19 protein-coding genes and 1 riboswitch are annotated in these 23,103 nt (G+C 71.4%); of the genes, 3 read left to right on the top strand and 16 right to left on the bottom strand.

What is annotated here, in order from left to right; translation table 11 throughout:
- Positions 1–91 precede the first annotated feature (91 nt).
- Together ACIQRW_RS16295 and ACIQRW_RS16290 are read left to right on the top strand one after the other, a co-directional pair.
- The gene (locus ACIQRW_RS16295) at positions 92–862 is read left to right on the top strand and encodes an ABC transporter ATP-binding protein (protein WP_093691901.1); all 771 of its coding nucleotides are present in this window, start codon (positions 92–94) and stop codon (positions 860–862) included.
- Between the two features lie 121 nt (positions 863–983).
- The gene (locus ACIQRW_RS16290; RefSeq protein WP_403760088.1) at positions 984–3,518 is read left to right on the top strand and encodes an ABC transporter permease; all 2,535 of its coding nucleotides are present in this window, start codon (positions 984–986) and stop codon (positions 3,516–3,518) included.
- 101 nt (positions 3,519–3,619) lie between these two features.
- Here the strand turns inward: ACIQRW_RS16290 and ACIQRW_RS16285 are convergent, their stop codons facing one another.
- From ACIQRW_RS16285 to ACIQRW_RS16210, 16 genes are all read right to left on the bottom strand, one after another.
- Complete coding sequence (locus ACIQRW_RS16285) at positions 3,620–4,972, bottom strand: class I SAM-dependent methyltransferase (RefSeq protein WP_403760085.1); 1,353 nt, start codon at positions 4,970–4,972, stop codon at positions 3,620–3,622.
- Between the two features lie 329 nt (positions 4,973–5,301).
- A complete protein-coding gene (locus ACIQRW_RS16280; protein WP_403760082.1) occupies positions 5,302–6,687 on the bottom strand; it encodes an NAD(P)/FAD-dependent oxidoreductase in 1,386 nt (461 codons plus the stop codon).
- A gap of 443 nt (positions 6,688–7,130) precedes the next feature.
- Positions 7,131–8,072: an exopolyphosphatase gene (locus ACIQRW_RS16275; protein WP_403760080.1), complete on the bottom strand. Its 942-nt coding sequence runs from the start codon at positions 8,070–8,072 to the stop codon at positions 7,131–7,133.
- Entirely contained in the window at positions 8,069–8,611 is a 543-nt protein-coding gene (locus ACIQRW_RS16270) for a DUF501 domain-containing protein (RefSeq protein ID WP_403760077.1), read from the bottom strand. Before ACIQRW_RS16270 ends, ACIQRW_RS16275 begins: the two co-directional genes overlap by 4 nt.
- A 65-nt stretch (positions 8,612–8,676) precedes the next feature.
- The gene (locus ACIQRW_RS16265) at positions 8,677–9,159 is read right to left on the bottom strand and encodes a septum formation initiator family protein (protein WP_403760074.1); all 483 of its coding nucleotides are present in this window, start codon (positions 9,157–9,159) and stop codon (positions 8,677–8,679) included.
- 93 nt (positions 9,160–9,252) lie between these two features.
- Positions 9,253–10,560 (bottom strand): phosphopyruvate hydratase, encoded by a 1,308-nt coding sequence (gene eno / locus ACIQRW_RS16260; protein WP_403760071.1) that lies wholly within the window; start codon positions 10,558–10,560, stop codon positions 9,253–9,255.
- 295 nt (positions 10,561–10,855) lie between these two features.
- A complete protein-coding gene (locus ACIQRW_RS16255; RefSeq protein WP_403760068.1) occupies positions 10,856–11,560 on the bottom strand; it encodes a transglycosylase family protein in 705 nt (234 codons plus the stop codon).
- A 5-nt stretch (positions 11,561–11,565) separates the two neighbouring features.
- A riboswitch (cyclic di-AMP (ydaO/yuaA leader) is annotated at positions 11,566–11,697 on the bottom strand.
- A 340-nt stretch (positions 11,698–12,037) separates the two neighbouring features.
- Positions 12,038–13,120, bottom strand: a complete 1,083-nt coding sequence (locus ACIQRW_RS16250; protein WP_403760065.1) for a transglycosylase family protein — start codon at positions 13,118–13,120, stop codon at positions 12,038–12,040.
- Positions 13,121–13,296: 176 nt separating this feature from the next.
- Positions 13,297–14,637 carry a cytochrome P450 gene (locus tag ACIQRW_RS16245; RefSeq protein ID WP_403760062.1) on the bottom strand — a complete coding sequence of 447 codons (1,341 nt, stop codon included), beginning with the start codon at positions 14,635–14,637 and terminating at the stop codon, positions 13,297–13,299.
- The gene (locus ACIQRW_RS16240) at positions 14,634–16,340 is read right to left on the bottom strand and encodes a tetratricopeptide repeat protein (RefSeq protein ID WP_403760059.1); all 1,707 of its coding nucleotides are present in this window, start codon (positions 16,338–16,340) and stop codon (positions 14,634–14,636) included. The genes ACIQRW_RS16245 and ACIQRW_RS16240 overlap by 4 nt, the downstream gene beginning before the upstream one ends.
- Before the next feature lie 251 nt (positions 16,341–16,591).
- Positions 16,592–17,599, bottom strand: a complete 1,008-nt coding sequence (locus ACIQRW_RS16235) for a nucleoside triphosphate pyrophosphohydrolase (RefSeq protein WP_403760056.1) — start codon at positions 17,597–17,599, stop codon at positions 16,592–16,594.
- 106 nt (positions 17,600–17,705) lie between these two features.
- Positions 17,706–18,362 carry a SurA N-terminal domain-containing protein gene (locus tag ACIQRW_RS16230; protein ID WP_403760053.1) on the bottom strand — a complete coding sequence of 219 codons (657 nt, stop codon included), beginning with the start codon at positions 18,360–18,362 and terminating at the stop codon, positions 17,706–17,708.
- 173 nt (positions 18,363–18,535) lie between these two features.
- Positions 18,536–20,173, bottom strand: coding sequence for a protein kinase (locus ACIQRW_RS16225; protein ID WP_403760050.1), 1,638 nt, complete (start codon positions 20,171–20,173; stop codon positions 18,536–18,538).
- A complete protein-coding gene (locus ACIQRW_RS16220) occupies positions 20,170–20,769 on the bottom strand; it encodes a hypothetical protein (protein WP_403760047.1) in 600 nt (199 codons plus the stop codon). The genes ACIQRW_RS16225 and ACIQRW_RS16220 overlap by 4 nt, the downstream gene beginning before the upstream one ends.
- 124 nt (positions 20,770–20,893) lie before the next feature.
- The gene (locus tag ACIQRW_RS16215; RefSeq protein WP_403760044.1) at positions 20,894–21,499 is read right to left on the bottom strand and encodes a cysteine hydrolase family protein; all 606 of its coding nucleotides are present in this window, start codon (positions 21,497–21,499) and stop codon (positions 20,894–20,896) included.
- Positions 21,499–22,245, bottom strand: coding sequence for a GNAT family N-acetyltransferase (locus tag ACIQRW_RS16210; RefSeq protein WP_403760042.1), 747 nt, complete (start codon positions 22,243–22,245; stop codon positions 21,499–21,501). Before ACIQRW_RS16210 ends, ACIQRW_RS16215 begins: the two co-directional genes overlap by 1 nt.
- 191 nt (positions 22,246–22,436) lie before the next feature.
- Between ACIQRW_RS16210 and ACIQRW_RS16205 the strand changes: the two genes are divergently transcribed.
- Complete coding sequence (locus tag ACIQRW_RS16205) at positions 22,437–23,099, top strand: hypothetical protein (protein WP_403760039.1); 663 nt, start codon at positions 22,437–22,439, stop codon at positions 23,097–23,099.
- The last annotated feature ends 4 nt before the right edge of the window (positions 23,100–23,103 follow it).

The raw sequence follows: 23,103 nt of genomic DNA, 5'->3' as shown, positions 1-23,103 counted from the left end.
AGACCGGTCGGTCCGAGTCCCCGAGGCATGGCGTCAGCCCTCGCCTCAGCACGGCCCATGCATCCGCATCACCCGAACCAGGAGCGTCCCTGTGACCACCACCCCCACCGTTCACCGCACCACCGCGGTGGCTGCCCGCGCCACGGAGCTGTCGAAGGTCTACGGCGAGGGCGAGACGCAGGTCGTCGCCCTGGACCGGGTGACCGTGGACTTCCCGCAGGGCGAGTTCACCGCGATCATGGGCCCCTCGGGCTCCGGCAAGTCGACGCTGATGCACTGCGTCGCCGGGCTCGACAGCTTCAGCAGCGGTTCGGTGCGCATCGGCGAGACCGAGCTCTCCACGCTGAAGGACAAGCAGCTCACGCAGTTGCGCCGGGACAAGATCGGCTTCATCTTCCAGGCGTTCAACCTGCTGCCGACGCTCACCGCGCTGGAGAACATCACCCTGCCGATGGACATCGCGGGCCGTAAGCCGGACGCCGCGTGGCTCCAGAAGGTGATCGACATGGTCGGCCTCTCGGAGCGGCTGAAGCACCGGCCGACCGAGCTCTCCGGCGGTCAGCAGCAGCGCGTCGCCGTGGCCCGCGCCCTGGCCTCGCAGCCCGAGATCATCTTCGGTGACGAGCCGACCGGAAACCTGGACTCCCGCTCCGGCGCCGAGGTCCTCGGCTTCCTGCGCAACTCGGTGCGCGAGCTGGGCCAGACCGTGGTGATGGTGACGCACGACCCGGTCGCCGCCTCCTACGCGGACCGGGTCATCTTCCTCGCGGACGGTGCGGTCGTCGACCAGATGATGCACCCGACCGCCGACGGGGTCCTCGACCGGATGAAGGCGTTCGACGCGAAGGGCCGCACGAGCTGACGCCGTCGGCGGCCGGCCCACACGGCCGCCGCACCGGCTCACGCGGGCGCCCGCCGAACCCCGGCCGCCGCCCCCGCGCGTCCCCGTCCCCCTTCCGGAACCCATCCCAGGACACACAGACATGTTCCGTACCGCCCTGCGCAATGTGCTCGCGCACAAGGCCAGGCTGCTGATGACCGTGCTCGCCGTCATGCTCGGCGTAGCGTTCGTCTCCGGCACCCTGGTCTTCACCGACACCCTCGGCAACGCCTTCCGCAAGCAGTCCGCCAAGAGCTACGACAACGTCGCCGTCGCCGTTGAGACGTACGCCGGCGACCACGACGAGAAGACCCCCGGCATCGACGAGGCCACCCTGGAGAAGATCCGGGGCCTGGACGGCGTGGCCTCCGCCACCGGCCGGGTCAACGGCTTCGCCGGGGTCGCCGACCCCGACGGCAAGCTGATCGGCAACGGCTGGTCCAACACCGGCGCGAACTTCGCCCCCGGCAAGGACGGCAAGGACGCGAGCTACGTCTTCACCGACGGCTCGGGCCCGGCCGAGAACGGCACGATCGCGCTCGACAAGGACACCGCCACCAAGGGCAAGTACCGCGTCGGGGACCCGGTGCGGGTCGCGACCAACGGCCCGGTGAAGGAGTACACCCTCTCGGGGATCTTCACCACCGAGGACGGCGCGGTCAACGCGGGCGGCAGCCTCGTGCTGTTCGACACCCCGACCGCCCAGAAGCTCTACCTGAAGCCCGGCGTCTTCCAGAACGCCACCGTCTCCGCCGCGGGCGGCGCCTCCGACCAGAAGCTGCTGGACGCGATCACGCCCCTGCTGCCGAAGGACGCCACCGCGCAGACCGGCAAGGCGCTGGCGGACCAGCAGGCGAAGGACATCGAGAGCGGGCTGGCCGGCCTCAACGGCATGCTGCTGGCCTTCGCGGGCATCGCGCTGTTCGTCGGCATCTTCCTCATCGCCAACACCTTCACCATGCTGATCGCCCAGCGGACCCGTGAACTGGCCCTGATGCGGGCCATCGGAGCCACCCGCCGCCAGATCAAGCGCTCGGTGCTGCTGGAAGCGGCCGTCGTCGGCACGCTCGCCTCCGTCATCGGCTTCGCCCTCGGTCTCGGCCTCGCCACCGGCCTGCGCTCCGCGATGGGCCTCCTGGGCGGCAAGATCCCCGCCGGGCCGCTGATCGTCTCGCCGACCGCCGTCCTCTCCGCCTTCGCCGTCGGCGTCCTGATCACCGTGCTGGCCGCCTGGCTGCCCGCCCGCCGGGCCGCGAAGATCGCCCCGGTGGCCGCGATGAGCAGCGTGCACGCCACCGCCTCCACCAAGTCCCTGGTCGTACGGAACTCCATCGGCGGCGTGATCGCCCTGGTCGGTGCCGCGGGGATCGTCGGCGGCGCGGCGGCCGGCGGCACGTCCGGCAGGCAGCTGGTCGCGGGCGGCGCGTTCTTCGCCCTGATCGGCGTCATCATCCTGATCCCGCTGCTCTCGCGCCCGGTCATCGCGCTGGTCCGGCCGCTGCTGAAGAAGCTGTTCGGCGTCTCCGGGAAGCTGGCCTCGCAGAACGCGGTCCGCAACCCGCGGCGTACCGGAGCCACCGCCTCCGCGCTGGCCATCGGGCTGACCCTGGTCACCGGCATCTCGGTGCTCGGCGTCACGCTCGGCCAGGCCATCGACAAGATGACCACGGACAACATCAAGGCCGACTACATGGTCTCGATGGCCAGCGGCGACTCGCTCGACGAGTCCGCGCTCAAGGCCCTGGCGAAGGCCGACGGCGTCGCCGCGCTCTCCCCGCAGCAGGCCGCGTACTTCCAGGTCGACGGGGAGCCCCACTCGGCCTCCGGCGTCACCCCTGGCGACGTGGAGAAGGTCTTCTCGCTGACGACCGTCTCCGGTTCGCTCGGCTCGCTGAAGGACGGCCAGGTAGCGGTCGGTTCCAAGACCGCCAAGTCGAACGGCTGGAAGACCGGCGACACCCTCCCGGTGACGTTCGACGACGACAAGAAGGGCGAGCTGACGGTCGGCGCGCTCTACGAGGAGAACGAGTTCCTCTCCCCCTTCCTGATTCCCAAGGAGCTCGCCGACCAGCACAACCCCGGCTCGCGCTCCGACATCCGCGAGATCTGGATCAAGGCTGAGGGCGGCGCGAGCAAGGCCGCCGAGCAGTCGATCGTGGACGCGCTCGGCGACAACCCGGCGATGAGCGTCATGGACCGGCAGGACATCCGTGACATGTTCGGCGGCTTCATCAACACCGCCCTGAACATCATGTACGGGCTGCTCGCCATGGCTCTGCTGATCGCGGTCCTCGGGGTCGTCAACACCCTCGCGATGTCGGTGTTCGAGCGGCAGCAGGAGATCGGCATGCTCCGCGCGATTGGCCTCGACCGGGGCCGCGTCAAGCGGATGATCCGTCTGGAGGCCATCGTCATCTCGCTCTTCGGCGCGTTGATCGGGGTCGGGCTCGGGGTCTTCCTCGGCTGGGCGATCGGCCGGACGCTGTCCGCCGACATCCCCGGCTACGCCCTGGTCATCCCGTGGGACCGGCTCGGCCTCTTCCTGCTCCTCGCCGCCCTGGTGGGCGTCCTCGCCTCGCTGTGGCCCGCCCGCAGCGCCGCAAAGCTCAACATGCTGACGGCGATCAAGACCGAGTAGCGTCGCGGGCCCCGGGGGCCGGGACGTGGGGACGACGAGGGGCCGGTGCACCGCTGGAAAGCGGGGCGCCGGCCCCTCGCCCGTCGCCGTACGCGTACGGGTCAGGCGTTCCCGCCCTCGGCGGACTCCGTCCAGGTGCGGGCGCGCAGCGGCATCCGGGAGCCGCCGCCGTCCAGCGGGCGCACCGCGAGGATCTGGTTGACGCCGATCCTGTTGTGCTCGAAGGAGAGCGCCGAGGCGGCCATGTACAGCCGCCAGACCCTGGCCCGGCCCGGGGAGGTGGCGCGGACCGCCCGCTCCCAGTGCTGCTCCAGGTTGGCCACCCACCGGCGCAGCGTCAGCGCGTAGTGCTCGCGCAGCGTCTCGACGTCCCGGGCCTCGAAGCCGGCGTCCTCCAGGGTGGCCAGGGTGCGGCCGAGCGGGGCCAGTTCGCCGTCGGGGAAGACGTAGGCGTCGATGAACGCGTCGATGCGGTAGGCGTCCTCGTCCTTCTCGGGGCGGCGGGCGATCTGGTGGTTCAGGAGGCGTCCGCCGGGCTTCAGGAGGGCGTAGAGGTCGTCCGCGTACTCCCGGTAGCGGACCGATCCGACGTGCTCGGCCATGCCGATCGAGGAGATCGCGTCGTACGGGCCGGGTGGGGTATCCCCTGTTGGAGCGGAGCCGAGAACTTGGGGAAGGACGTCCCGGTAGTCCTGGACCCGGATCTCGATCCGGTCGGTCAGGCCCTCCTCGGCGATGCGCTTGCGGGCGTGGGCGGCCTGCTCCTGGGAGAGGGTGACGCCGGTGACCTGCGCCCCGTACGTACGGGCGGCGTGGATGGCCATGGAGCCCCAGCCGCAGCCGACGTCCAGGAGCCGGTCGCCCTCCCGCAGGCCGAGCTTGCGGCAGACCAGGTCGAGCTTGTCGCGCTGGGCGTCCTCCAGGGTCCCCCCGTCCTGCCAGTAGGCGCAGGAATAGACCATGGAGGGGCCGAGCACCAGGGCGTAGAAGTCGTTGCCGACGTCGTAGTGGTGGCTGATGGCCTCCTTGTCGCGGCGTCTGGTGTGCAGCGGGCCGGTGCGGCGGCGCACCTCCTCGGCGGGCGGGGCCGGGGGTGGCCAGGGACCGGCGAGGTCGAGGAGGCCGCGGGCGAAGGCGCGGACCTTGGGGTCGCGGACCGGGTGGACGGAATCCTTGGCGTCGGCGCCCCGGTCCCAGAGCAGCCCGGCCAGATGGCCGAGCGCTGCGTACAGGTCGCCCTCGATGTCGATCTCCCCCGCCACCCAGGCGCGGGCCAGGCCCAGCTCGCCCGGCTTCCACAGGAGTCGGCGCAGGGCGCGGCGGTGGCGGATCACGAGGACCGGGGCGCCGGGCGGCCCCGATTCGCTGCCGTCCCAGGCCCGGATACGGACCGACAGGGGTTCCGAGAGCAACTCTTCGGCAAGAGCGGTCAGCCGCGACGCGGCGTCTGCCATGGCGCACACCTCCGTGGTGTTTCCCCGACAAGCACGACAAGCACAGGCGAACGGACATGCTCGTAGTCCCGCCGCGACACCCCGGTGGCGTGGCGAGGTACACCTGCGACAACTGTCCTCGCACCCTCCGTCATCCCGCTACCGGGCAACGAAACGGCAAAATGCGTGTACGCACCATCCATACGGGCGGGGGCAGGTCACGGCCCGCCGTCCGGCCCCGGTGCGGATCCCCGCCCGGATACGCCGAAGGGGCCGTCCGCACCACGGATGGCGGACGGCCCCTTCGGGCGTCGTACGGTGCGCTCCCCGCGGAGCGCTTCACCGGGGGGTCAGGAGGCGTTGGCCTTCTCGCCCTCGGGCTTGGCTGCGGCCGGAGCCGGGGCCGGCTTGGCGGCCTCGTAGAACTCCTCGCGCGGCGTCTCCATGGCGCCGAGCGAGACGACCTCGCGCTTGAGGAACATCGCCAGCGTCCAGTCGGCGAAGACCCGGATCTTGCGGTTCCAGGTCGGCATGGCCATGCCGTGGTAGCCGCGGTGCATGTACCAGGCGAGACGGCCCTTGAGCTTGATCTTCACCTTGCCCATGACGATCATCGCGACGCCCTTGTGCAGGCCGAGACCGGCGACCGCACCCTTGTTGGCGTGGCTGTACTCCTTCTGCGGGAAGCCCCGCATACCGGAGATCACGTTGTCGCCGAGGACCTTCGCCTGACGCAGCGCGTGCTGGGCGTTGGGCGGGCACCAGGCGTTCGGGTTGCCGGCGCGGCGGCCGACCATGTCCGGCACCTGGGCGTTGTCGCCCGCGGCCCAGATGTAGTCGGTGCCCTGCACCTGGAGCTTCTCCGAGGTGTCCACGTGGCCGCGGGGGCCGAGCGGCAGACCGAAGCGCGCCAGCGCCGGGTTCGGCTTCACGCCGGCGGTCCACACGATGGTGCTGGAGTCGACCTCCAGGCCGTTCTTCAGCACCACGTGGCCGTCGACGCAGGAGTCCATCGAGGTGGAGAGGTAGATCTCCACGCCGCGGCTCTCCAGGTGCTCCTTGCCGTAGGTGCCCAGCTTCGGGCCGACCTCGGGAAGGATCTTGTCGGCGGCGTCGACGAGGATGAAGCGCATGTCCTCGCGCTTCACGTTGGTGTAGTACTTCGCCGCGTCGCGGGCCATGTCCTCGACCTCGCCGATGGTCTCCGCGCCGGCGAAGCCGCCGCCCACGAAGACGAACGTCAGCGCCTTGCGGCGGACGTCCTCGTCGGTCGTGGAGTCAGCCTTGTCCAGCTGCTCCAGGACGTGGTTGCGCAGGCCGATGGCCTCCTCGACGCCCTTCATGCCGATGCCCTGCTCGGCGAGGCCGGGGATCGGGAAGGTACGGGAGACCGCGCCCATCGCGATGACCAGGTAGTCGAAGGGCAGCTCGTAGGCCTCGCCGACGAGCGGCGCGACCGTGGCGACCTTGCGGTCCTGATCGATGGTCGTGACACGACCGGTGAGAACCTCAGCCTTGGGCAGCACGCGTCGCAGCGGGACGACGACATGCCGAGGCGAGATGCTGCCTGCAGCAGCTTCGGGGAGGAAGGGCTGGTACGTCATGTACGACCGCGGGTCGACGACCGTGACGGTCGCCTCTCCGTATCGCATCTTCTTCAGAATGCGACGAGCTGCGTACAGGCCTACGTACCCACCGCCTACAACGAGGATCCTGGGACGCTCCGTGGTGCTCATGCCATCGAGTATCCACCCCGACCTGGGGGGGTGCTCGTGAGCCCCTTCACAAGGATTGGACGACCCTCTGCTACACTTCGCCGCCCACGTGACCCAGGTCATGGGCACGAAAGGGAACCACGGCACCGCGGGAAACGTTGTTCACCGCTTGTGAGCTGGCCCTTGACCCTTCGGGGCGGGTGGACCACCCCTCCCCTTCATGCGGACGCAATGCTCCCGGAACGCGTGCGCGACACCTCCGCACGCCCTCCGGGGCGACCGGTTCCGGCCTGACGGGCCCCAACTGCGACCAACAGGGCCCAATTCCTTGTGAAGAAGTTCACGAAGTTTCCCGCGGCGTGTCTTCGGAGGGGTCCCCGGACGGCCCGGAGGGGCCCGGGACGGGGCTCAACGGTGCAGGTGACGGTGCGATTGAGCGGGCAGCCGGAAGGCTGCCCGCCCGGCTACGCGGCGCTCCAGGCGATGCCGTCGAGGATGTCGTGCTCGCTGACGACGACCTCGTGGGCTCCCGTCCGCTCCATCACGGCGAGCAGGACGAGCGCCCCCGCGCCGATCACGTCGACCCGGCCCGGGTGCATCACGGGGATCGCGGCGCGCTCCTCGTGGGTGGAGCGGAGCAGGTGCTCGGTGATCGCGCGGACCTGGCCGCGGGTGACCCGTGAGTGGTGGATGGCCCCGGAGTCGTACTCCGGCAGTTCCAGCGCGATTCCGGCGACCGTCGTGACGGTGCCCGCCAGACCGACGAGGGTGCCGGCCCCCTTGAGCTCCACGGTCTGCTCGGCGAGGTCGAGCGCGGCGTCGACGTCCGCGCGGATCGCCGCGGCCCGCTCGTGGCTGGGCGGGTCCATGACGGTCCCGTCCACGACCAGATGACGCTCCGTCATCCGTACGCAGCCGATGTCCACGGACCGGGCCGCCTCCACCCGGTCCGAACCGAGGACGAACTCCGTGGAGCCGCCGCCGATGTCGACGACCAGATACGGCTTCTCCAGGTGGTCGCTGCCCGCCAGCTCCTTGGTGGCCCCGTCGAAGGAGAGCTGCGCCTCCTGGTCGCCGGTGATCACCTCGGGCTCGACGCCGAGGATGTCCCGGACCCCGGCCACGAAGTCGGCGCTGTTCTCGGCGTCGCGGGAGGCGGAGGTGGCGACGAAGCGGATCCGTGTCGCACCCAGCTCCTCGATGGCCGCCGCGTACTCGCGGCAGGCGGCGAACGTCCGCTCCAGCGCCTCGGGGGCGAGCCGGCCGGTCCTGTCCACGCCCTGGCCGAGGCGGACGATCGTCATGCGCCGGTCCAGCTCGGTGAAGGAGCCGGTGGCGGGGTCCACGTCGGCGACGAGGAGCCGGATGGAGTTCGTACCGCAGTCGACGGCGGCAACCCGGGTCATGCGTCCCGCCCCTCGGCGGCCCCGTCGCAGGGCGTGACGCAGGGGCCCTTGGCCCACCACTCGGGCAGCATCGCGATGGCCTCGTCGCCCAGCGGGTTCACCCCGGGGCCGGCGGCCAGCGAGTGGCCGACCAGGACGTGCAGGCACTTCACCCGGTCCGGCATGCCGCCCGCGCTCGGGAAGCCCTCCAGGACCTCGATGGCGTCGCGACGGGTGATGTAGTCCTCGTGCGCGGCCCGGTAGGCGTCGGCCAGCTCAGGATCGGTCTCCAGACGGGCCGTCATCTCCTTCATGACCCCGTTGGCCTCCAGCGTGCCGATCGCCGAGGCCGCCCGGGGGCAGGTCAGGTAGTACGTCGTGGGGAACGGCGTGCCGTCCTCCAGACGGGGCTGGGTCTCCACCACGTCCGGGTTGCCGCACGGGCAGCGGTGCGCGATGGCGCGCAGACCGCGCGGCGGGCGGCCGAGCTGCTGCTCGAACGCGGCGATGTCCGCGTCGGTGGGCTTGGTGGACTCGGTCTGCGGAGGGGGCGTTTCCATGCCTGCCTTGGTTCTGCTCGGAAGCTCGTAGAGGTGGACGTACGGAGGGACGTACGGGGTCGGTGTCAGTCGCGGTCGTCGTTACGGTCGGCGCTGTCCACGCCGTCCCAGAGGTTCGAGTGCCACGGCCGGTCGCTCGCGCCCGACTCGCCGCGGCGGTCCCGGGCCGCGTCGGGGTCGGCCACGGTGTAGCCGGTCTCCCCGGGGAGGACGTAGTGGAGGTGCTGGCGGGCCAGCCGCATGATGTAGGCGTCGTCCTGGAGCCGCGCCTTCTCGTCCCGCAGCTCCTCGGTGCGCCGCTCCGCCTGCTGCGAGAGCCGCTCCTGCTCGGCGATCTCGTCGCGCTGGGAGACGTACTGCCGCATCGGGTAGGCGAGCGCCACCACCAGGGAGCAGACCACCAGCGCCAGGAACGCGGCCCGGCCGGTGAGCCGGGAGCGGCGGGCCTGCCGGCGGTTCTGGGATCGGTACACGCGGGCCGCGGTCTGCTCGCCGAGCAGCCGCAGTCTGGTCGCGGTGGAGAACCGGTCGCGATCCTTCCCGGCCATGTCTCCCGCCTCCCCATCACACACGTCCGTCCCCGCACACGGTACGGGACCGGGTGCGGGGACGGGCGGAGGCTACCGTCTTGACGCTACGGGTCAGCCCTTGAAGCGCGGGAAGGCGGAACGGCCCGCGTACACCGCGGCGTCGTCGAGGATCTCCTCGATGCGCAGCAGCTGGTTGTACTTGGCGACGCGGTCCGAGCGGGCCGGGGCGCCGGTCTTGATCTGGCCGCAGTTCACGGCGACGGCGAGGTCGGCGATGGTGACGTCCTCGGTCTCGCCGGAGCGGTGCGACATCATGCACTTGAAGCCGTTGCGCTGGGCCAGCTCGACGGCGTCCAGGGTCTCGGTCAGCGAACCGATCTGGTTGACCTTCACGAGCAGGGCGTTGGCGGAGCCCTCCTCGATGCCGCGGGCCAGACGCTCGGGGTTGGTGACGAAGAGGTCGTCGCCGACGATCTGCACCTTGGCGCCGATGCGGTCGGTGATGACCTTCCAGCCGGCCCAGTCGTCCTCGTACAGCGGGTCCTCGATGGAGACCAGCGGGTACGCGGAGACGAGCTCCTCGTAGTACTCGGTCATCTCGGCGGCCGAGCGGGACTTGCCCTCGAACTCGTAGACGCCGTCCTTGTAGAACTCGGACGCGGCGACGTCGAGCGCGAGCGCGATGTCGCGGCCCGGGACGTAACCGGCCTCCTTGATGGCCTCGACGATGAGGTCCAGGGCGGCGCGGTTGGACTCCAGGTTCGGGGCGAAGCCGCCCTCGTCGCCGAGTCCGGTGGACAGGCCCTTGGTCTTGAGGACCTTCTTCAGCGTGTGGTAGACCTCCGCGCCCCAGCGCAGGGCCTCGGAGAAGGACTCCGCGCCGATCGGGGCGATCATGAACTCCTGGACGTCCACGTTGGAGTCGGCGTGCGAGCCGCCGTTCAGGATGTTCATCATCGGAACGGGCAGCAGGTGCGCGTTCGGGCCGCCGAGGTAGCGGAAGAGCGGCAGGTCGGACGCCTCGGAGGCGGCGTGCGCGACGGCCAGCGAGACGCCGAGGATGGCGTTCGCGCCGAGCGAGGCCTTGTTCTCGGTGGCGTCGAGGTCGAACATCGCCTGGTCGATGAGGCGCTGCTCGGTGGCGTCGTACCCGACGAGCTCCGGGCCGATCTGCTCGATGACGGCGAGGACGGCCTTCTCGACGCCCTTGCCCATGTAGCGGTTGGGGTCACCGTCGCGAAGCTCGATGGCCTCGAACGCACCGGTGGAGGCACCGGACGGAACAGCAGCACGGCCCGTGCTGCCGTCGTCGAGGCCAACCTCGACCTCGACCGTGGGGTTGCCCCGGGAGTCGAGGATTTCCCTGGCTACGACGACGTCGATGGACGGCACGAGGCATCTCCTTCTGGGATCTGACATTGGTTGTGCAGGGTCACTGTGGCCTTGCGGCACGAGCCTATCGGGCCCGGCCGCTCCGGTCGGCCGACCGCCCGCCTCCTGGGACGAAAAAGGACCCAAGGACCTGCATCACGGGACAAAACTCTAGAAATCTACTGAGTGGTAATAACAAGAGGTGAACGCATGCGGGCCATCGGCGCCCGCCGCTCACGAAGAACCCGGCCCGGCGCGCTGGGGGGATGAGCGCGCCGGGCCGGGAAGCCGTGCGAGGAGAAGTGCCGCCGGACGCTTCTCCTCCGGGGAGGAGAGACGGCGGTTACTTCAGGTGGAGCTGCTGACCCGGGAAGATCAGGTCCGCGTCCTTGACGATGTCGTCGTTGAGCTTGAAGAGCTTGCTCCAGCCGCCCTTGACGCCCTCCGCCTCGGCGATGGTGCTCAGGGTGTCGCCGGCCTTGACCTTGTACTCGCCGTCGCCCTTCTGGACCTTCTCGCCGGTCGGGGTGGTGACGGTCTTCTTGCTCTCGGCCTTGGGGGCCTCGCGCTGCTCGGAGCGCGTGGTGGGCTGCTCGGCCTGACGCTCGGGCTGCGCCTGCTCGGGCTTGCTCTCGCCGGAGCCCGAGCCGGTGTTCACGCCCGGGTCCACACCGTCGTTGGTGAGGCCGCCGGCGCCGGCGCAGGCCCAGGCGCCCGGGCCCTGGAGGTCGAGGAGCTTCTCGGCGGCGGCGATCTGCTGGTCCTTGGAGGCCAGGTCGGCACGGGAGGCGTACTGCGTACCGCCGGCGGCGGCCCAGCTGGACTGCGAGAACTGCAGTCCGCCGTAGTAGCCGTTGCCGGTGTTGATGGACCAGTTGCCGCCGGACTCGCACTGGGCGACGGCGTCCCAGGTCTCGACGGAGGCGGCGGAAGCGTTGGTCGCGCCCATCAGCGGGACGGCGATGGCGGCACCGGTGACACCCGCGAGGGTGGCGATACGGGTGGCCTTGGACGGGCGGCGGTGCTTGCCCTTGCTGTTCAGCAGCATGGAACGAATCTCCTCACCGACGCCTACGAGGTGAGCTGTCGGGTTCGGGCTGATGAGTTGCCCGGTCGCGCGGTGCTGCTCGCGACTTCACCCCTAGCCGGCCCCGTACGTCCTCGTCGGTTCGACGAGGCGTCCGGACCCGGCGGCTTACCTGGGTCCCCCGCTCCTGCCTACGGCGCTTACGCGTCTGTTCCCTTCGACCGACGGCAGGATTCGGCGTGACGGTCGACGGGGCCCGCGGTGCGAGCGGTTCCGACCGTAAACACAGGCAACCCCGACATTCAAAGATGGACATAGGGGGCAATCAACCCGAACTCACCTTGGTCGGCGGGGTGTTTCCGCAGGTGGGGGGCGATTCGCCCGGACCAGCCGGACGAGACGCGCCAGTTGAAGCAAAGAGACCCATGTCTCACTTACGCAAAAGTGGACATAGGTCTCTTAACTGCCTCGATTTTCGGGGTGTTTTCCCGAATTCGATCAGTTGGTGGCGGGCGCCCCGGCGGGCGTCTCGGCACCCTCCGGCGCGGCCGGGTCCGCGCTCTTGCCCGCACCCCGGTCCGCGCCCTCGCCCGCGCCACGGTCCAGGCCCAGGTCCAGGTTCTGGCCGGGCAGGATCAGGTCCGGGTCGGAGCCCAGGAGGCCCTTGTTCGTCTCGTACAGGCCGGTCCAACCGCCGGGGATCTCCTGGGCGTCGGCGATCGCCCAGAGGTTGTCCCCGGGCCGCACCGTGTAGCCGCCGGCGGTCGCCGCGCCACCGTCCCGCGCGTCGCCTTCGCCGCGCGAGGCGTGCCGACCGGACTCACGGGGGCCGTCCTGCCGGCCCGCGTCGGCCTCCTCGGGCGCGGGGGTGCCCCGGTGCTTGCCTCCCTGGCCGCCCTCACCCGTCGAGGCGTCGGGGGCGGTGGAGGGGTCCGAGGCGTCGGGGGCGTCGGAGGCGGGCGGGGCGGAGGGCGTCACCGAGGAGTCGGGAGCCTCGCTCCCCTTCTCCGCGTCACCCGTACCACCCTTGTCCGCCTCATCACCCTTCTCACCCTTGCCGGATTCACCCGGTTCGCCGGTTGCGTCCGCTTCGTCGGTCGGGGTGGAGGTCGGGTCGGCCGAGGGGTCCGCCGAGGGATCGGCGGACGGGTCGGCGGAGGGGTCCGCGGACGGCGAGGTGCCCGGGTCGACGCCCGGCAGACTGCCGTCCACCGCGAGGCCGGAGATCACCGCACAGCTGGGCCACGCCTTCGAACCCTGGTCGTCCAGGACCTTCTCGGCCACCGAGATCTGCTGCGAGCGGCTGGCGAGGTCGGCGCGGGGCGCGAACGCCGTGCCGCCGTACGCCGACCAGGTCTCCTGCGAGAACTGGAGCCCGCCGTAGTAGCCGTTGCCGAGATCGGCGCTCCACATGCCGCCGCTCTCGCACTCCGCGACCCGGTCCCAGGTGGTGGCCTCGGCCGCGTGCGCGCCGCCGGCGCCGAGCAGCGGGATGGCGATGGCCGATCCCGTCACACCTGCGGCGACGATGATGGCGGGTGCCTGACGAGGGCGGCGGTGTCTGCCGTTCGCGGAGCCCATGGGTATGCCTTCCGTGCGACTGACAAGCGAGTGACCTGAGCGCCGCGCAGCGGATTGACGTGCCCGCTTCGGCGCCCAAGTGACGCGTGAGCAAGGTGCGACCGACGCGTCGAACCGTGAACCTAGCGGGACTCGAACGTGTGTCACAAGTCGATGCAGCGCAGATCACGTGAAAGTCACAGAGTTGACACTGTGTCACTTTTTTCGGATCGGCTACCCGGTTCGAACTCGACCGGGAGGGTGCGCAGTCCACGCATGATGAGCCCGCCACGCCAGCGCAAATCGCCAGGTTCTCCCGCAAGTCGCAGGTCAGGAAGGCGCCTCAACAGTGTGGTCAGCGCGGTCTGTCCCTCCAGCCGGGCCAGCGGCGCCCCCAGGCAGTAGTGGATGCCGTGCCCGTATCCGAGGTGCTGATTGTCACGCCGTGCAAGGTCCAGGGTGTCCGGATCAGTGAACCGGTCCGGGTCGCGGTCGGCCGCCGCCAGCACCACGAGTACGGGGTCCCCGGCGGCGATTTCCTCGCCGCCCAGGGTCAGCGCCTCGGTGGCGTACCGCCAGGTCGCCATCTCGACCGGCCCGTCGAACCGGAGCAGCTCCTCGATGCCGGTGGCCAGCAGCGCGTCCTCCCCCGCCGCCAGGGAGGCCTCCAGCCGGGCGCGCTGCTCGGGGTGGCGCAGGAGCGCGTAGGTCCCGTTGCCGATGAGGTTGACCGTCGTCTCGAACCCGGCGAACAACAGGATGAACGCCATGGCGGCCGCCTCGTTCTCCGTGAGGTGCTCGCCGTGGTCGCTGGCCCGGATCAGCCCGGAGATCAGGTCGTCGCCCGGGTTCTCCCTTTTACGGTGGATGAGTTCGGCGAGGTAGCCGCGCATCTTCTTCACCGACCGGGCGACCCCGCCGCGCGGCCCGCCGCCGTGCCGGATCATCATGCCCGCCCAGTCCCGGAAGTCGGCCCTGTCCTCCTCGGGGACGCCGAGCAGGTCGCAGATGGCGTAGATGGGGAGCGGGAAGGCGAAGTCGTGGATGAGGTCGGCGTTCCCCTTCTCCACGAAGTCGTCGATGAGCCGGTCCGTCAGCTCCTGCACGCGGGGCGCGAACTCCGCGACCCGGCGCGGGGTGAACGCCTTGGACACGAGTCGACGCAGCCGGGTGTGGTCCGGCGGGTCGATATTGAGCAGATGCGTCATCAGCTCCGCCTTGCGCTCCCCCGGGATCCCCGTCTTCCCCTTGGCGTGCGGCGACTCGGCGTGGTTGGCCGGGTTCTTGGAGAGCCGCGCGTCGGCGAGCGCCTCCTTGGCGTCCCCGTACCGGGTCACGAGCCAGGCCTCGACCCCGCTGGGCAGCGCGGTGCGGTGCACGGGACGGTGCTCGCGGAGCCAGGCGTAGGCGGGGTAGGGGTCGGTGGCGAACTCCCAGGTGAAGAGTTCGGGGGCGGGGGCCGCCGGGGTGGCCTCGCTGGGGGTGGCGTGGGGGCAGGCGGAGGGCTCGGGGGTGCTCGGGGCGGGGCTGTCGTTCACTCCTTGACGTTATCGGGCGAGGTATCGAGGGCCTCTTGCAGCCTTCTTTGGAAGTGCTCCACGATGACGTTGTCTGGCGGCAGGCTGACGGACTCCCGCAGTCTTCTCGCGTAGTCCGCCGCCGTCGGGCTCCCGTCCTCGGCGCTGCGGTCCAGCCAGAACACCGCCCGGTCGACGAGCACGGTTACGAGGTGGCCCCGTGCGTCGGTGTACCCGGCCTCCGCCGCCCGCTCCAGGTACGGAATGGCTTCGGCCGTCTCCCCCCGGGCCGCGAGAGCCCGGCCCACGATCCCCGCCGCTTCGACGTTGCCCGCGTCGGCGGAGCGTCTGTACCACTTCTCGGCGTCCTCGGCCTGCCCAGTCGCTTCGTGCAGGTGGCCGAGCAGCAGGGCGACCTCCGGATCTTCGCCTGCCTCACGCACCAGCGCGTTCTCTGCCGTGGCCAGCACGGCGCCCAGGTACGGAGGGGCCTCGCGCATCGCTTCCCCTGCGAGCAGCCAGAGGCCGAGCGGTACGGGTGGGGTGCCCGGTCGGGTCTCCGCCTCGCTGAACAACGAGCTGTGGACGCGCCAGGTATCCGGGGCTTCCCCCGGGACCAGCATCCCGGCCACCCCGTGACGGATGGCGGTCACCCACTCCAACGCGTCCTCGAAGGACTCCCCGGCCGCCCGCGCCCCTTCCTGCTCGTACAGCGCGCATGCCTTGCGCAGCACGGCCAAGGGGATGGGGACATCATCGGTCCCGCACCGGGCGAAGTCGATGGCGGCCCGCACCAGCAGGTGCCCGTGCGGGTGGGCGTTCAGGCGTCGGGCACGCCACCACTCGTCCCACAACTCCGGTGCGACAGCGAGGTACTCGGTGACACGAGCGCCGTCGCACCAAGTGCCGGCGTCATGCAGCCTGGCGTCACCGTAACCGGCCTCCAGCCGCAGCAGCTCGGGCTCGGTCCAGTCCGAGCTCAGCTCCACCGGGTCGACGCCCGCCAGCACCCGGGCGCGCGCCTGCCCGCCGAAGCGGTGGGCGTCGTAGGCCTCGTCGCTCATCGTGGCGATCACCGGAACGCGCAGGCCGACGAGGTCGGCGAGGAGCGCCGGGGACAGGCCGTGTTCGCCGAGGTGGCCCTCCAGGTCGTCCAGCCAGATCACACACCGTTCCCCGCCCCGGCCGCGCAGCACGGCGGGCAGACCGCGCAGATCCGTGCCGATCGCGGGGGCGAGGACGCGGGTCGTGCCCGGCAGGTTCGTGAGCATCCCCGCCCAGGCGGTCCGGCTCTTCCCGGACAGTGGCTCGCCGGTCACCAGCACCAGCCCGCCGGTCTCGGCGGCGGTGCGGACCCGCTCCTTCAGCACGGCGTCGCCGTCCCGGGCGACGTAAGGGGGCAGCGGCGGCTCGTCGCCGATCCGCCGGGTACGCCTCACACCGAAGGCGATCGGATCGGCCGCGTCGAGTCGCGGCCACTCGGCGACCGGGGGCAGGCCGGGGTGCTGCGGCGACCCGTAGTAGGTGTGCACGCCGCCGTTGAACGTCCCGGCTTGGACGACCGGTTCGCGGAATGTGCCGCCCGAGACAGTGTTGCTGTTCGTGGCGGCGTCGGGCGCGCGTCGCCGCGGTGCGAGAACCGTGCGTGCCCGCTCGTCCTCGGTGAAGGCGTCGGCGATCGTCCTCAGCTCCTCGTACGCGACGGCGTCCTGGCGCCGGGTCAAGCGCAGAACATCGAGCAGATCCCGGGCTGCCAGCGGCCCCGCGGCCGAATTCCCCTGATATCTCTCGAACACCTGGTCCAACCGTGGCACCAGCAAAGGGGCCGTGACGCTTTGGTGCGAGGTCTCGGTCAGCAGCTCGCGCGCGCCGGAAGGACCCGTGGCCACCACTCGCCCCAGAGTATCGGCCAGTGACTGCAGTTCAGCTTCCACGTCTGTCCCCCGCCCCTCCTCGAACCCCTGCCGTCACCGTACTAACCCGCGTGGCCCTCCGCCGCCATGATCGCGTCGCGGTAGGCGCGGGCCGCGGCGCGCAGGGCGGCCTCCGGGTCGGTGCCGTTCGCCTCGGCGGAGACGGCGAGGGCGAGGAGGTCGTAGCCGATGGGGTCGGCGGTGGGATCACCGGTCGGGAGGGGCACGGTGAGGCCGGCTGTGCGGACGCGGCTGCCGAGCTTCGCCGCGAGGGCCAGGCCGGGCTGGCCGAGGGGGACGCCTTCGGTGACCGATGTGCGCTGCTTCTCGATCGCCTTGGTGCGCAGCCAGTGCGCGTGGACGTCCTCGGGGGTCTCGGCGCTCTCGTCGCCGAAGACGTGCGGGTGGCGGTGGATCAGCTTCTCGACGAGGCCGCCCGCGACGTCGTCGATGGCGAAGGGCGCCTCGGCATCCTCCTCGGCGATCCGCGCGTGGAAGACGACCTGGAGCAGGACGTCGCCGAGCTCCTCGCGCAGTTCGTCCCGGTCGCCGTCCTCGATCGCCTCGACCAGTTCGTACGCCTCCTCGATGGCGTACTTGGCGAGGCCCCGGTGCGTCTTCCGCGAGGTCCAGGGGCACTCACGGCGGATCCGGTCCATGACCTGGACCAGGTCCAGCAGGCGAGCGCCGGGCAGGTCGTAGGAGCCGGGGAGCAGTTCCAGGTCCGGCATGGCCACCCGGCCCGAGCCGCCGAGCCGGGCCAGGCCGTCCGTCAGACGGCTGTCGCCCTCGCCGCCGACCAGGACGACGACGGTCCGGCCGCCCGCGCAGTCGGCGACCAGTTCGTCGGCGGAGGGCGTGGCGTGCTCGACGCTTACGCCCGCCTCGCGGAGGTAGGGGAGCTGCGGGTGGTCCGGGCCGGCGGCGAGGACCCGGTCGGCCGCGTGCAGTGTCTGCCAGGCCGGCCAGGACAGCAGGCCGGGCGCGACCCGGTGGCTGGCGGTGAGCAGGACGATGCGGCCGGGGTCGGCGGGGGTCTCGACGGGGGCGTCGGGGGCTTCGGCGTTCACCCTGCGAACCTACCCCCGGCCCCGGGGTCCCCGGCCCGCCGGTTCAGGCGCCGGCCGGCTCAGGCGCCCGCCGGTTCAGGTGCCCGCCGGTTCAGGCGCCCGCGGTTCAGGCGCCCGCCGGGGAGTCCTTCGGCGCGAACTCGGTGACCTGGGTGATCCAGGGCGCGCTGTAGTTGCCGAGCTGCATCTTCTGGTCGTCCCAGGTGCCGAAGCGCGGGTTGACGTCGATGTCGAGGGCCTTCGACGCCTTGGTGAGGGCCTCGCCGACGACCTGCTGGCCGGCCGGTGTGCCGAGGTCCGCGCCGAGCGCCTCGGCCAGCTTCGGGAGCTGGACCTCCTGGCGCATGTCGGCGTCGATCTGGTCCGGGGCGACCCAGCGCTGCTGGAGCATCATCGCCTCGAACCGCTCCTCGCCGCCCTGCTGGGCGCCGCTGGCCTTCCGCATCTCCTGGATCTCCTTGCGGGTGACCGTGACCCCCGCGTCCGCCGCGGCGCGGTCGAGGATCCGGCCGAAGATCAGTCCGTGCAGCTTGGCGCGGTTGAGCTGGCCCGACTTGTTCACCAGCTGGGCGGCCTCGGGGGAGCTTTCCTGGGCGCTGCGGACGTCCGCGGCCCGGTCCTGGACCGTCGACACCTCGATCCGCTCGCCGCCCACGACGGCCGCGGCGCCGGGGTGGGACTGGTTGCCGCAGGCCGTGAGGAGCGGCGCGGCGACGAGTGTCGCGGCGAGGACGGCGAGCGCGGTGCGACGACGGCGGTGCAAAGGAGCCTCCCGGGGAGAGTTTGTGCATCAGTGCACAAAGCCTTGCGGTGATCGATGTTAGGCAGTGGAGGTGGCCGGTGCCACTGATTCGACCAACGATTCGGGAGGAGTTGGGGATGTGGGCGGGAATGTGGCCCGGTGCGGGGGCGGTACGGAGTCTGTACGGGGCGCTGTCAGCCCCCGCGGACGTCCCGTTGGTGGCTGAGCAGGCGGCGCAGGTCCATCGGCAGCGGGTGGTGCGGCCCATAGGTGCGCTCGGCGTCGTACAGCAGGGCCTGGAGCTGTGCCCGGCCCGCGGTGTGGTCGCCGACCGCCAGGAGCAGTTGCCCGATGCGGTGCCGGATGTCGAGTGCGCGGCCGGGGTCGGAGGCGATCGGCCCGTACGCGTTCTCGTAGAACGGGAGGATCGCGCGGTACTCGACCAGCGCGGCCCCGGCCTCGCCGAGCTGTTCGAGGCACTGGGCGGCGTCGTAGCGGAACTGGAGTGCCTGGGCGTCGGCCTGGCCCGCCTCGGCGACGCGGTCCTCGGCGAGGCGGCGCAGCTCGGGCAGGGCGCGGCGGTACTGCCCGTCGTCCATCAGCGTCGCGGCGTACTGCTTGCGCAGGATGCGGACGACCGGTGAGTGTTCGCCGTGCTCGGCGGCGGCGGCCGGGAGCGTGGCGCCGAGGACGTCCACGGCCTGGGTGATCCGGCCCTCGCCGAGCAGCTTCTTGACCTCGTCCACGGCCCGCGCGACATCCGGCCGGGCGGGCGGCGGGGTGCTCGGCGGCAGGTGGGCGGGGCGCGCGGGGGCCGGCGCGACGGCCGGGGGCGGGGTGAAGGACGGCGGGGCGCCGAGGGAGGGGGGCGTCGCGGCGAAGGTGGCGGGAGCGGGCACGGAGGCGGGTATCGCTGCCCGGTCCGGCCAGGGGGCGTGCGGGCGCAGGAACGGGCGCGTCGGGTCGAGCGGGCCGGCGGGGGTCCCGTGCTTGGGCAGCAGCGGGGCGAGGTCCTCGTACACCTCCTGGGCGGAGGCGGGCCGGTCCTGGGGATCCTTGGCGAGGAGCCGCAGCACGAGGGCCTCCAGCGCGACGGGGACCTCCGGGCGGGTCTTCCGGACCGGGAGCGGGGGCTCGTAGAGATGGCGGTGCAGGACGCCGAGCGCGGTGGACCCGGCGAACGGCACGTCACCGCTGAGGAGTTCGTGCAGGAGCACCCCGAGGGCGTACAGGTCGGTGTACGGGCCGACCGCACCGCCCATCGCCTGCTCGGGGGCCATGTAGGCCGGGGAGCCGATGGGTGAACCGGTGTGGGTGAGGCGGGTGGTGTCCGTGTCGAGGACGGAGGCGACGCCGAGGTCGAGAACGGTGACGGTGCCGTCGGGTCGGACCATCACGTTCCGGGGCTTGAGGTCGCGGTGGACGATGGGCACCGCGTGCACCGCGCAGAGGACCGCGCAGAGCTGGGCCGCGACCGCGACGGCCCACGGCCAGGGGTACGGGTTCCGCTCGGCGAGATGGTCGGCGAGGTCGGCGCCCTCGACGTACTGCATGACGAGGTAGAGGTCGTCGTCCTCGCTGCCCGCGTCGTGGACGGTGACCAGGCCCGGGTGGTCGACCTGCGCGGTGACCCGGCACTCGCGGACGAACCGGCGGCGCAGTTCGTCGGCGGCGTCGCTGCCGATGGGCCCGGCGACCCGGTCGGGGCGGAGCAGCTTCACGGCGACGCGACGGTCCAGCCGCCGGTCGTAGGCCGTCCACACCTGGCCCATGCCGCCCTGGCCGAGGATGGTCGCCAGTTCGTACCGGTCGGCGATGATCCGCCCGCTCACCGGCCCTCGCCCTCCTTGCGGAGGTAGTCGCTCAGCTCGTCCAGCTCGGCGCGGACCTGGTCGAGGCGCTGGGGCGCGGGGGTGGGCGTGGGCGGCGGGGTCTGCACGGTGTACGGGTTGGGCTGCGGGCGCGGGTGCTGACTCTGCTGCTGGTGGTGACTCTGGTGCTGCTGCTGCGCGGGCTGCTGCTGGTACGGGAGCGGCGTGGGGTGGCCGGGAACGGCGTACGGGGGCGGGGAGCCGAGGGAGCTGTAGTGGCGGATCTCCACGTACAGGTAGTAGGTGATCACCCCGGCCAGCAGGCCGAAGATCCAGACCATCATGAACAGCACCGAGGCGTCCGACATGTCATCGGGGTCGTCGGGTGTGCCCATGATGAAGGCGAACAGCGCGACGTTGAGGACGATCACGACCGCGAGCAGCACCCAGTCGCGCGGTCTGCGGGTGACGAACGCCAGCCGCAGCATCGCCACCCAGCCCAGCAGGCCGCAGCTCAGCACGGTCACCGTCACGAGGATCACGCGCACAGCGGTGAGCGTCGCCGAGGACGGCCGGGATGTCGTCTGCTGCTGCGGCGTCGGGCCGTAGCCGTGCATGTGCTGCTCCTGGGACGCGTATGTCGGACGTGTGGGGTGAGCGTATACACCTCCCCCGACCGGCCGACCCCGGGTTGTACCCAACCGTTGTGCTGCACCCCGTCCGCGGGCCCGACGCCCCCGGTCACCCGGCCGGTGCCGGGGCTCCGCCGGTGAAGTCCACCTCGGCCGCCGCTTGTACGCGCACCCGGCGGCCGGGGAAGCGGAGGTTGCGGTAGATCTCGTTGTGGTGCGCGACGGACGCCTCCGGTGCGGCGTACGGGCCGGGGCCTGGCCGGACGGACGTGGTGTGGCCGTCCGCGACGAGCACCACGTCGTACCCCCGGCTCAGCGCCTGCCGGGCCGTGGACTCGACGCAGATCTCGGTGGCGAACCCGGTGACGACGACCTCGGTGATCCCCCGGGCGCGCAGGACCGCGTCCAGGCCCGTGTCGAGGAAGCTGTCCGGGGCGGCCTTGGGCACGACCGTCTCGCCGGGGGCGGGGGCCAGTTCGGGCACGATCCGCCAGCCCTCGGTCCCGGGCTCCAGCTCGTCGTCCCGCTGCTGCGCGAACATCACCGGCGCGCCGGCCGCCCTCGCCCGCGCCTGGAGGCCGGCGATGGCCGCGACGGTGGCGGACGCCCGGTACGCCATCGCCACCAGGGCGTTCTGCATGTCGATGACGAGGAGAGCGGGGGCGTGCGCGGGCGTCGCGGTGGGCGCCGCGCCCGGACCTTCGGGCTCGGGCATCACAGCTGGTGCCGCACCCAGACGTTGGGCTCGACGTAGACCGCGTAACCGTGCGCGAGGGCGCAGTGCACCGGGACGAGCGCCCCCGGCACCTCCACCGGACCGTCCGTGTCGAACGGCAGCCCGGTCCACTGCCGCCACTGGGCGAGCGAACCGCTCACCGTCATCGACACCGTGGCTACCGAGTCCACCTTGCCGCCCGCCCGGGCGTGGACCCGCAGCCAGGGGTCCTCGGGCAGCCCGTCCTCGGGGCGGGTCAGCCGGGCGTACTCCTCCATCGGCAGGCCGGACCGCAGGTGCTTGCCGTTCGGACGCACCGGGGCGACGACTTCCCGGACGCCGAGCCGTCGCGCGTTGTCGCGCATCGCGGCGAGCATCCGGCCCGATATGCCCTTGCCCTGGTGGCCGGTGGCCACCGTGATCTCGATCGCTCCGACCGTATCGGGCGTCCGTCCGCGCCGCAGGTCCGCGAACGCCCACAGCAGCATCCGGTCCCAGCCGCCGACGGGCAGTTCTCCGCGCCCGGGGGCGTCCAGCACGAAGGGCACGCTGTAGGCGCGGGCGACGACGGTGTCCTCGGGGTCGGTGGCGACCAGCACGTACTGGGGGAACTCGACGGCGATCCGGGCGAAGTTCGCCCAGCCGACGATGTCCTCCAGGACGAACTCCGGCCAGGTGTCGGGCATCCGGTCCAGGGCGTCGGCCAGCTCCGGGCGCTCGGCGAGGGTGGTGATGTTCAGCTCCATGCGCGCGACCCTAAACAGCCTTTCCCACTCCGACCAGCGAATATCGGCTCGGAACCACCGCGCGCCCACCGCGCGCCCACCGTCGGTTTCCAGCCGGAACCGACGGGAACCAGCCGGAACCATGAGGTGTGCATGCCGCGTCCCCACCCGTGACTTCGCACCCTGAGCGCCACTCGTCGAGGAGCAGAACCATGACCCAGCCCGGCAGTACACCGACCCGCCCCCGGAGAGGCGCCGGGTGCCTGCAGAGCCTGGTGGTGCTCGCGGTGATACTCGGCCTGGGCTACGGGGCGTTCAAAATCTTCGGTGACGATTCCTCGAACAAGTACTCCAAGTCGTCCTCGTCCTCGTCCGCGTCGGACGGCAAGGGCGGCTCGTGGGAGATCGGTGACTGCGGAGGTCCCGACCCGGAGAACAAGCCGGACGGCTACCGCGCCTTCGACTGCGACGAGCAGGGCGCGACCTTCAAGGCCCTGAAGATCGAGGACGCGAGCTTCCTGCCCAACGCTATCCAGTGCCCGGCCGGAACGGACTTGATCATCCAGGTCTCCCGGGTCCTCGGCTCCGGCGACGACAAGAAGGGCGGCGGTATCCCGACCAACACGGTCTGCGGCCGCAACCTGTCCGGGGAGCACCCCGGCGACGCGGGCGCCGGGGGCGGCCAGCTCGTCGCGGGCGACTGCATCTCGGCGACGGCAAAGGAGATCGCCTGCGCCTCGGCCGGGGCGCAGGACTTCAAGGTCCTCGGCCTCGTCAAGGAGAAGACCGAGTGCCCGGCGGCGACCACGGAGCCGATGCAGCTGATGATGGCGATGGGCCGCCCGTACGACGTGATCTGCGGCGGCAAGGTCTGATCGG

Source organism: Streptomyces sp. NPDC091287, assembly GCF_044768525.1.
GTDB lineage: Bacteria > Actinomycetota > Actinomycetes > Streptomycetales > Streptomycetaceae > Streptomyces.
This window is presented reverse-complemented; position numbering and strand designations above follow the sequence as displayed.